Origin of the sequence: Clostridium sp., from assembly GCF_036642255.1 — a bacterium.
GTDB lineage: Bacteria > Bacillota > Clostridia > Clostridiales > Clostridiaceae > Clostridium_J.
Map to the genome: position 1 here is coordinate 9,630 of NZ_JAVWDJ010000055.1, position 10,188 is coordinate 19,817.

The window sequence follows — 10,188 nt, forward strand, 5'->3', positions numbered from 1 at the left end:
GGATTACAAGAGGTAACAGAAGATTTTTTCAATAATCATCTTAAAAAGAAAACACAGTATCAGCATTGTGAATTTAAGAAATATAGAGATTATGAAGAGGGCTTAGCAATCCTTAGTAAGTATCCAATAACTAAGAGTTTCTTCTTAAACGAAAGTGCAGAATATGCATATAGCGCTGCCCTAAATGTACTTTTTGAAGTTGAGGGATTGAGATTTTCTTTAACTAATTTACATTTACCATGGGCTTCTGCCAAGGAAAAGGAAGAGCAAATTGTTGCAATTGACAAGTATATGCATATGCAAAAGGAAGAAGCTGACTTTTTTATAATCCTTGGTGATTTTAATGGAAGCCTTAACTCTAGCGTGCACAGATTTTTATTAGGAGAGCAAACTATAGAAGGAAACGAAGCAAATCCTTATTGGTATGAAGTCTCAAGCTCATATGCTGCAGTAAACGGCTTAGCTGTAATACCTACACTCGACTTTGTAAAAAACCCTCGTTGGGGAGGTAGGAATACTACAGAGATTCCAATTCCAGCGGACCGTATATATTTAATGCTGAACTACGGTGGTAAGTTTGAGGAAAACTTAAAGAACGTTGATATATTCGGAACTAAGGTGTCTGAAATAAACAAGCTTTCGGCAAGTGACCATTATGGTGTTGTTGCACAGATTGACTTTATATTATAAATTTAGTCGATAGTACGTCATCTGGTAAAAGGACGACGAAATAGGGTAAATGTGGGGGATCATGATGGATATAGAGAAGATTAATAGATTGAAAGATAGCTTTAAGTCGAGAAATATTGAAGTAGAGTATTTTGAGACTTTGCAGGATGTTAAATCATATATATTTAGTATCATACCAGCTGAATGTAGTGTTGGAATTGGACATTCAGCTACGCTACAGAAGATAAATATTACAAATTCTCTATTAGAAAGAGGTAATATAGTCTATGATAAAGAACTTGCAGAAAATCGTGAGGAATGTAAAATATTAAAGAAAAAGGCACTTACAACTGATTGGTATATTACTGGATCAAATGCCATATCTATTGATGGTAGAATAGTTAATGTAGACCATAGTGGCAACAGAGTAGCCGCAATCTCTTTTGGACCAGATAGGGTAATTATTGTGGTTGGAAAAAATAAAATTGTAGATACGATTGAGGAAGGAATAAAAAGAGTTAAAAACATAGCATGTCCTCAAAATGCAAAACGTGCAGGGTATAATCCTCCATGTGTAACTTTAAATAAATGTGTAGACTGTATTTCAAAGGAAAGAGTATGTAATAGTCTATCAATAATAGAAGGACAGTCAGATAACACTAGAATGAAATTATTCATAGTTAATGAAGAGTGTGGTTATTAATCCGCACTCTTCTTAAAAGAAGAATTAACCGAAGGCGTTTTGAGAACTTCCCTTAAAAAGTCATAAATTTTCAACACTATTCTAAACCATCGCCTAAATGAATAAAGAGTTGTAGGATAGAACATATAAAAATCTATAAATTAAACTGGGGGAAACTAAGTATGACAAATTATGTTATTGAAAAAAGTACAAGAGAAGAATGTGCTTTGGTTGAGGATGGGATAGTTGAATATAATTTATCCAAAGCTCCTTTTACCCAAGAACCATCCTTTATTCCAATTAATAGAGTAATAAAAGGGGTAAGTGGAGAGGTCCTAGCAGGAATAAATAGTGTATTATACTGTTGGAATTGCCTATACATAGATGTTTTGTGGGTTAAGGAGGAGTATAGAAAAGAAGGGTATGGATCTGTGCTTTTAAATGAAGTAGAGAAAACTGCGAAAGAAAAAGGGTGCAGTTTAATTCACTTAGATACCTTTGATTTTCAAGCAAAAGATTTTTACCTTAAACATGGATATGAAGTTTTTGGGGTATTAGAGGATTGTCCAGTGGAGCACAAACGTTATTATATGAAAAAGAGTATATAGCTCAACATATTCTTATCTTATATTGCCACTGCCACGCATCAGAATAACAATGCATATGAATTATAATTTATGTGCATTGTTTATTTTACTAGAAGGTCATGGTGAAATTAAAGCATATCAGTAGCCTATAGCAATTCAAATACAGTTAAAGAAATAATAAATGTAACCAAGTGGATTTTCACTTGGCTACATTTTTTATTAAGATATTTAATTACCAAATCTATTAAAATGTTGACTCTTAAATCCCTCGGTCTCTATAGACTTATGTTTTGCATTAGGATTATGGTTATGACCTTCTTCAGTTATTGGAGTTTGATAATTACATTTTTCCATTCTTGCTTTTTTATTATCTGGTTGGCTATCCTTTGTCATTAAAATACCTCCTTAGCATAGTGTTTTTACAGTTTTAGTTTGTACATTACTATACAAATTATCCTCTTATCTTTAAAATCAATGTAATAAATAAGTAGAGTATATTATTAGAACTTCAGAAGCATGAGGATGAAAAAGGTGTTGAGGAAATCCTTAATTAAAAAAATTCCCTAATTGACATTTTTAAATAAATATAAAATGAGAGTTATCCTAAAGATATATTTATGTAAAGTTTCCCTAATTAAGCGATTTTATTATATTATCCCAATACCACATTTAAGAAATTCTTATTTAAATTTGAAAATCGAACACAAGACACTATGATTAAGTATCCAAGTAGCTATTAAGCTCTTAAACACTTTTCTCAGTGGCTTTTTTTATTAATCTTAAAAGTTAAATCTAACTAATCAGTAGGCAATTTAAAGCTAAGTCTTTCGCTGTATTCAAGTCTTAGCGATAAGTTGCTTTTTTTCAGTAGTAATAAGCAAAAGCTACAGGTATATTATTACAGTAATTATATGGTAAAATGGAGTTGGTAAAATAATGCACAAGTTTTATTTAAAGTCAGATTAATAATATACAATGACACAAATTCAGTGAAGAGGTGAGACAATGTTTAAGAGTTCTTACCATAAAAACTGGATAGATTAAAGATAGTAATAGCTGTATTCTTTAATAGTATTTTAGCTTGATCTAATTGCAGCACCATACTATTGAGTTGTGTGGTCAGTGTTAAGTAATAGAAAGTTAAAGATTGAAAATATAATGCTAGATGATGAAAGTATATGTCTATTAAATTAAAAGGGGGATATCATACATGAAATTTGATGAAAAGTTAATACAAACTTATTTAAGAAAATGGCAAGATATTTTGAGATTAAGAGATTGGGATATTAAATATGAGATTGTTAACACAGAATGGCGTAAGACTGGTGATATTAAAATAGATATGGCAGACAGAAAAGCTATATTAATGATAAACAATTATAACCCCAAACAAACTAATTTAGAGGCATTGATTATACATGAACTACTTCATTTAAAACTATGGGGAATGGACCAAATGATTGAGCAACTTATATATTCTGTCTTTGGACAAGATGAGACTGAACCAAAATTCAATTTTGCTTATAGTCAATTTATGAATATATTAGAGACTACAGTTGAAGATCTAGCAAAGAGTTTTATAACTTTAGGTGGAGAAAATAAGGAAATTTCATTTGGCAGAGTTCAGCAACTTGTAGATAAAGAGTTACATAAGGATAATCAATAATATGAAAATTAGTTCGGAACACTCTTAAGTTCCGTTAAAAGAGTAAAATGCTGAGAATTAATTTATAACATAAAATGGGGGGATAGAAATGCTCTTTTTAATAATTCTAATTGCGGCACCAATTGCTTTATTTCTCTTTGGTACCATTGGACCGTATATAGCTTTATTAATAATACTATTAGCTTTTGCCTATAGAATCGAAATACTGCATGAAAATATATCAACAATAAAAAAGCACCTTGAACTTACTAATGGAAAATTTGATGATAAGTAAATGAATGATAAGAAATATGATAGTTAGAAGTATGTGAGGGAAGATTATACATTTAAATCGTGAATCAAAGATTATTTTATAATATGGAATCGGGGGCAAAGATGGAAAACGAAATTATAAAGAAGCAAATCCATCATTTATTAAAAGGTAAAGCCATTGAACTTGTGCCTGTGGCAGAGGAACATATGGACTTTATATGTGATGAAGAAACTGATATAGAGTTATGGTATTACGAAGAATATGTTGAAACAGACAAAGATTGTGTTAGAAGAAAATTTACCGATAGAATTGAACAAAACCATGTTTTTGATTTTATTGTTAGACGAATTTCAGATGGTATGCACATAGGAATAGTCTATATATGGAAATATGGTTGGAATCGTAAAAGTTGGGAAATAGGATATGTTATTTTGCCAGAATTTCAGGGGAATGGATATTGTTTAGAGAGTGTACAGCTTTTAATATCTTTTGCATTTAACGAATTAGATGCCCATAAGGTTGTTGGTATGTGCCATTGCGAGAATCAAAAATCTGCATCTATTATGCAAAAGGTAGGAATGTCAAAGCAAGGCGTATTTAGGGAAGAATATCAATGGAGAGGTAAGTGGGTGGACCAATTCTATTTTAGTATTTTACATGGAGAATATTATAATAACTATAAATAAAGTTCACTAAAAATCTTTATACAGAATTATATGGCCATAATTTCAAGTAAACTAGTTAGAAGCTTTTTTCAAGCTATCTAAGTTAAAGACTAGGTGGATTTTGTAAAGTATGATGAAAACATAGAAAAAATGTATAATGAGAATGGAGATGATAACATGGATTTAAAATACTTATTTGACGAGGCAGTTTTAAATTATGATAAGAGACGTCCAAATTATGGAACTGAACTATTTAAAGATGTAATAAAATATGCAGAAATCACTATGGACAAGTCTTTACTAGAGGTAGGCTGCGGCACAGGTCAAGCTACAGAACCGTTTTTAAAAACAAATTGTAAAGTAACAGCAGTTGAATTAGGTGAAAATCTTGCTTCATATACAAGAGAAAAGTTCAAGATTTATGAAAATTTCAACGTTGTTCAATCTGCTTTTGAAGATTACGAGTGTGATGATAGCAAGTTTGATATGTTATATTCTGCTACTGCCTTTCATTGGATACCAGAAGAAGTTGGATATAAAAAGGCGTATAGGATAATAAAGAGTGGTGGTACAATTGCTTTATTTTGGAATAGGCCATCACCAAATCATAAGGATAATCCTGTACATCTCAAAATTCAATCTATCTATAGAGAGATATTACCGCAGTGGAGTGATAAGATAACCAATACCCAAGTTAGACCAAAGTATTCAAGTATAAATAAAATAGAACAATATGGATTTGTAAATGTTGAGGTTAAGGAATACCATAATACAAGGAAAATGACCGGCATTGAATATATAGAATTGCTAAATACTTATTCAGACCATATAGCCTTAGAAGAATCAATAAAATCGCTTCTTTATCATAGAGTTAGGACAGCAATCGAAGAACTTGGAAATGAAATAATTATTAATGATACTGTAGAATTATACCTTGCAAAAAAGCCTTAAAGATACTATGTTTATTGTCTTGTATCTAATTCACAATCTCATTAATAAGCCACTTTATAATATTATATAAATATCACATAAAGGGGTTCTAAATAAATTGGGGGGCACTGACATGGAAGAGGATATTAAAAAGGTATTTGAAAAATTACAAATCGATACGGATCGTTTACTTATACGTCGTATTGAATATGGCGATAAACTTGATTTATTTGAGATTATGAGTGATAAGGAAACTGCTTGTGATGATGGGTTTACTCCCTACCAGGACATGAACGAGAAATATGAAATTGTGTTTAAATATCTAGTATCTGATGAGACACATTATGCAATTGAATCAAGAGAACACAGTAAAGTGATAGGTATTATGCATCTCACTGAAAAAACAGAAAGAGCCGTAATGTGTTATGAAATTGGGTATGTTGTCAATGCTGCATATAGAAGAAAAGGCTATGGTACAGAGTCAGTTGAAGCCCTTATAGATTATTGCTTTAAGACTACAAATATTGAGTTGTTCACAGCTTGTGTATATGACTGGAACATAAAATCATCAAATATGTTAAAAAAACTTGGATTTATACTTGAGGGAAAACTTCATAAGATAGATAGACATGTTAAATTTGGTCCAGTGGATATGCTAAGTTTTTATAAGGAAAGATAAATTAACTTTCAAAACGAAGGTATAGAAGTAGCTTCATAAATTGTTTATAAAATTTTATAATCTTGAAAATTTTTAAATGGAGAACCGAAGATTAATAAAATAAGCATGGAAAATATCTGTGAAAGTAATGGATATAGAAAAATAAAAGTGGGGGATATTCATGAAGGTGGATTTTAAAAATGGAAGAGTTTTTAATACAATTTGTACAATAGCATATATTATTTTGTCCTATGTGTTTACATTATGGTTTGGGCTTGAATTTATGATCTTTGATTTTGAAGTGTTAAGTGCAGCTAAATTTTTCGTGATTTATATCATATTTGTGTTGTCAGTATTGTGGCTATTAAAAGTCAGCAATAGTAAAATTGTAAGTGTAACTATAGGGGGATTAAGTGTAATATATTTAAAGGAATATGTACAAGGTCCCATATCAACATTCCTTAATAGTAAAATAGGGGGTACTTTACAATCTCAATCTATAGTATCTCTTGGTTTCTTAGCTCAAGTTGTATTTATCATTTTAAATTTAATCATTCTCTTTTTCGCTATCTTAAAACTACATGAGCTATTTGAAGTTAAATAGAATATAAGGATAAGTAAATATTACGACAACTTACTTATACTTTTCTTATCAAGGGACACACGTAAGAACTTACTGCATTTTTAATTTAAATCATAACGTAAAAATACCAAAAAATATATTTAATAGTAATACGATATTTATATAAGACATTCGGTTTTAATTTTAGTAGTTAGCTCTATTTTAAGCCAATGTTGATATGTGAGAATAAAAGAAGTGGACAATTAATAACTGTCCACTTTACTATTTAGTTCATATAATATTACTTTTTCTTTGTTTTACTAACTACCGTACCACAACCAATTGCTACTGTAATACAAATAATTAAAGTTATAACTTGCCATGATGACCATCCACCAAAATCCATAATTTGTCCCCCTATGATTAAATTTCTATTTATATATAATAATATAACTCTTTATAAATTTATATTATTATATATAAATTATGTATTATACTTCCGATAAGTGTATAAATAAAGTTTAGTTATTATCAGATATTATAGCAAATATCTGATGGTCTTCCCATTCACCATTAATCTTTACACCTTTAAGTTCAATACCTTCTCTATGAAAACCTGCCTTTTCTAATACTCGCATTGAACCTATATTGCTTAACATTACACCTGCATCGATACGATGGAGTTTTAATTCATTAAATGCATATTCTACTGCTAAAGACACTGCTTCCGTGGTATATCCTCTACCATTATATTCTTTGTCCAATGAATAACCAATTAAACATCTTTGGAGTGCACCTCGAGATATGTGATACAAGGATACATCACCAATCAATTTACCGCTATCTTTTAAGCATATACCAAAAGAATAACTTTTACCTTCTTCTCTTTGCTTTATAGAACTGCTAATGTATTTATGTTTTGAATCAAGTGCGTAATATTCATCATCAAAAGTTGGCGAATATTTCTGAAATAATTCACCATTTCTTAAATGCAAATCCAGTAAAGGTTCTGCATCATCATTTTGAAAAAAGCGAATAAAAATATTGTTACCTGTAAGCCCCATATTAAATTTACCTCCCATATATAAATCCAATTTGAATTTCTTATTTTATAATAAAAGAAACCATGTCCTAATTCATAAGAAAATTGTAGCATATTTACAAATTCATTTCATTAATGTTCAGATTCTGATGATAACTTTTGTTCTTTAATATGGTACTATGCAGTTTTAAAAGTCCTTATTCGTTGTTTAAACTTCAATAATTATATAGCTTTTTTCTTATCAAGAGACGTAAAACTTACAATCTTTTAATTTAAAGGATAAGGTAAATCAATCTTATAATATTAAAATAATATTAGGCTTTTAATTTGGGAGGATTCTGTAAAGCATTATGGAATAAGTTGTTGAGACATGATTGAAAATAAAACGAATAAACAATGGGGGAGTAGGTTATATGGTTAAAGTAAACTATTATGATTTAAATACTATAGAAGATAATAAATTATTATTTGCGGTGATAATGACAAGATTAAATGGGCAGTGGATTTATGTAAGACATAAGGACAGAAATACTTGGGAAATTCCTGGAGGACATAGAGAAGAAAATGAAAATATTAATGATACTGCTTCAAGAGAATTATTTGAGGAAACAGGAGCAACTAAGTTTAGGCTAATTCCAATATGCACATATGCTGTAGAAAAAGATGAAAATGTAAACTATACCGAGTCTTTTGGACAACTATTTTACGCAGAAGTAGAAACCTTAGATACTCAGCTTTATTTTGAAATAAGTGAAATAAAATTATTTGATGAAATACCGGATAATTTAACTTATCCTGCGATTCAACCTTTTCTGCATAAAAAGGTATTAGAGTTTCTAAAAGAGATATAAGGGTATTATACTGAGTAATCTTCTTTTTAGATGTGAATTCTGTACAAAGGATAACTTAAATCATTATGATCTAAGAGATTAATTAGAGGGTGCAAATATGAAAATAAAAATCAAATTTTGGGCATTTATATTTTGAATTCTAAGTTTAGTATTATTTTTCGTAGCAACATTATCAGGAGAAGTGGTGAAATTTACAACTAACTTGTTAAATGTTCATCCATTAAATATCGTATTAGGTATTTCTGTGTCTATTAATTGTAGTATAAATACTATTGTTTTTTATAAAACCTTTCCATTTGCAATGTTATAAAACCATTAGTACGAAAATAGAATGTAATAAATAAAAAACTTTAAGTTACAATTTACTAAATTTCATATACAATTAATTCCTGTAATGGTAAAATATTACCATGAATATAACTTAGAATAAAATAACTTAAGTTACATAAAATCGATTTAATTTGCATTACTTTATTCATCAACTATCCCTTCGGCTGGATTGAACAGTATATGAGTGAATGCAGAAGAAGTATTTAAGAATGTAATTAACGCATAGGACATCAGTTATTTAAGCACATAAACATTTATTCAACACACATCAGATGAAATTTTTAGAGACACATATTATAAAATTTTAAATTCATATTAACGTTTATCCTAACAAAAGTTCCTATTTTAAAATTAAATATAGAAGCACAGGGGGCATACAATGGGTTAAGTTTAGTTAAACAATACTAATTTACAGGAGGAATTTATTATTATGATTAAAAAGTTAGGTTTTAATTTAATTTCTACCCTAATGGTTTTTATAATAAATGCTCTAGTATTTGGTGCAGCTTGTTACTTACTAGGGTATAAAAGTATGGATATTTATAAAGATGTGCTAATGTATTCTAGCGGCATATATCTTGTATTATTTTTATTTACAATATCAGGCTCGGCTTATAGCCTTAGAGGAAGTGCTATGTATTCACATATTTTGAGTATCAATAATGATGGTAGAGAAAAAGCAGTTTCCGATTTTTCAGAAGCTAATTATAAAAAGCTAGGCTTTCCAGTAAAAATGTTATGCATTGCTTTGTTAAACATTTTGGTAGGAATTATGATTTAGTGTGCAAAAACATTTAAATCTAATGAATAAACAGTATAAGGGGAGAGAACGTTATGGATTCAAATATAACTTATGAAGATTTACCTGAAGGTTATATAGAAAAAAGAAGAAACTCTACAATAGTGACAATTGGACTTTGGTATATATTTTGTTTATTTCTTCTACTAAAAGAATTTGAAATAATTAGTGTGCATAAAGGCAGTTTTCTTTATTTACTCCAATATGGAATATTATTAACACTAATCTTCTCTACATTGCATTCAGAAACAGTAAAAAGATTTTATAATAATATACCAATGATGAATTGCAATGAGATTAAGGTGTTTAGTAAGAAGCAAAGTCTTCTAATGATCTTACCACTGCTAATAATAATGCCTTTTATAATAGTAACCTTTGTGCGCTATGCTATATTTATTGGCGGCACATACGTGGCTATCAATGTTTTCAATAAACCTGGTAGTATGGAAAATAAACATATGAGAAGTAAATGGTAAATATATGAAAGTTATAAG

General features: G+C 29.4%; 14 protein-coding genes. 12 read left to right on the forward strand and 2 right to left on the reverse strand.

Annotation, left to right across the window (positions count from 1 at the left end; genetic code table 11):
- The 3 genes from RR409_RS18480 to RR409_RS18490 form a co-directional block, all read left to right on the forward strand.
- Positions 1-690: endonuclease/exonuclease/phosphatase family protein (locus RR409_RS18480; RefSeq protein ID WP_332559250.1), on the forward strand; the 690-nt coding region annotated here is incomplete at its 5' end.
- A gap of 64 nt (positions 691-754) precedes the next feature.
- On the forward strand, positions 755-1,372 hold the full coding sequence (locus RR409_RS18485; protein ID WP_332559251.1) for a lactate utilization protein: 618 nt from the start codon (positions 755-757) through the stop codon (positions 1,370-1,372).
- A gap of 161 nt (positions 1,373-1,533) precedes the next feature.
- Complete coding sequence (locus RR409_RS18490) at positions 1,534-1,959, forward strand: GNAT family N-acetyltransferase (RefSeq protein ID WP_332559252.1); 426 nt, start codon at positions 1,534-1,536, stop codon at positions 1,957-1,959.
- Positions 1,960-2,166: 207 nt separating this feature from the next.
- Here the strand turns inward: RR409_RS18490 and RR409_RS18495 are convergent, their stop codons facing one another.
- A complete protein-coding gene (locus tag RR409_RS18495; protein ID WP_332559253.1) occupies positions 2,167-2,331 on the reverse strand; it encodes a hypothetical protein in 165 nt (54 codons plus the stop codon).
- 817 nt (positions 2,332-3,148) lie between these two features.
- Between RR409_RS18495 and RR409_RS18500 the strand changes: the two genes are divergently transcribed.
- The 6 genes from RR409_RS18500 to RR409_RS18525 all read left to right on the forward strand — a co-directional run bounded on the left by RR409_RS18500 (position 3,149) and on the right by RR409_RS18525 (position 6,714).
- Positions 3,149-3,604, forward strand: a complete 456-nt coding sequence (locus RR409_RS18500; RefSeq protein ID WP_332559254.1) for a hypothetical protein — start codon at positions 3,149-3,151, stop codon at positions 3,602-3,604.
- Between the two features lie 88 nt (positions 3,605-3,692).
- Complete coding sequence (locus RR409_RS18505; protein WP_332559255.1) at positions 3,693-3,878, forward strand: hypothetical protein; 186 nt, start codon at positions 3,693-3,695, stop codon at positions 3,876-3,878.
- A 101-nt stretch (positions 3,879-3,979) separates the two neighbouring features.
- On the forward strand, positions 3,980-4,543 hold the full coding sequence (locus RR409_RS18510; RefSeq protein WP_332559256.1) for a GNAT family N-acetyltransferase: 564 nt from the start codon (positions 3,980-3,982) through the stop codon (positions 4,541-4,543).
- A gap of 156 nt (positions 4,544-4,699) precedes the next feature.
- Positions 4,700-5,473, forward strand: a complete 774-nt coding sequence (locus RR409_RS18515; RefSeq protein WP_332559257.1) for a class I SAM-dependent methyltransferase — start codon at positions 4,700-4,702, stop codon at positions 5,471-5,473.
- A gap of 112 nt (positions 5,474-5,585) precedes the next feature.
- Positions 5,586-6,131: a GNAT family N-acetyltransferase gene (locus tag RR409_RS18520; RefSeq protein WP_332559258.1), complete on the forward strand. Its 546-nt coding sequence runs from the start codon at positions 5,586-5,588 to the stop codon at positions 6,129-6,131.
- A gap of 160 nt (positions 6,132-6,291) precedes the next feature.
- Entirely contained in the window at positions 6,292-6,714 is a 423-nt protein-coding gene (locus tag RR409_RS18525; RefSeq protein WP_332559259.1) for a hypothetical protein, read from the forward strand.
- A 479-nt stretch (positions 6,715-7,193) separates the two neighbouring features.
- Here RR409_RS18525 and RR409_RS18530 read toward each other — a convergent pair whose 3' ends face one another.
- Entirely contained in the window at positions 7,194-7,736 is a 543-nt protein-coding gene (locus RR409_RS18530) for a GNAT family protein (RefSeq protein WP_332559260.1), read from the reverse strand.
- 391 nt (positions 7,737-8,127) lie between these two features.
- On the opposite strand from RR409_RS18530, the gene RR409_RS18535 reads away from it, so the two are divergent.
- The 3 genes from RR409_RS18535 to RR409_RS18545 all read left to right on the forward strand — a co-directional run bounded on the left by RR409_RS18535 (position 8,128) and on the right by RR409_RS18545 (position 10,170).
- Positions 8,128-8,565, forward strand: coding sequence for an NUDIX domain-containing protein (locus RR409_RS18535; RefSeq protein WP_332559261.1), 438 nt, complete (start codon positions 8,128-8,130; stop codon positions 8,563-8,565).
- Between the two features lie 760 nt (positions 8,566-9,325).
- Positions 9,326-9,676, forward strand: a complete 351-nt coding sequence (locus RR409_RS18540) for a hypothetical protein (protein ID WP_332559262.1) — start codon at positions 9,326-9,328, stop codon at positions 9,674-9,676.
- 53 nt (positions 9,677-9,729) lie between these two features.
- The gene (locus tag RR409_RS18545) at positions 9,730-10,170 is read left to right on the forward strand and encodes a hypothetical protein (RefSeq protein ID WP_332559263.1); all 441 of its coding nucleotides are present in this window, start codon (positions 9,730-9,732) and stop codon (positions 10,168-10,170) included.
- The last annotated feature ends 18 nt before the right edge of the window (positions 10,171-10,188 follow it).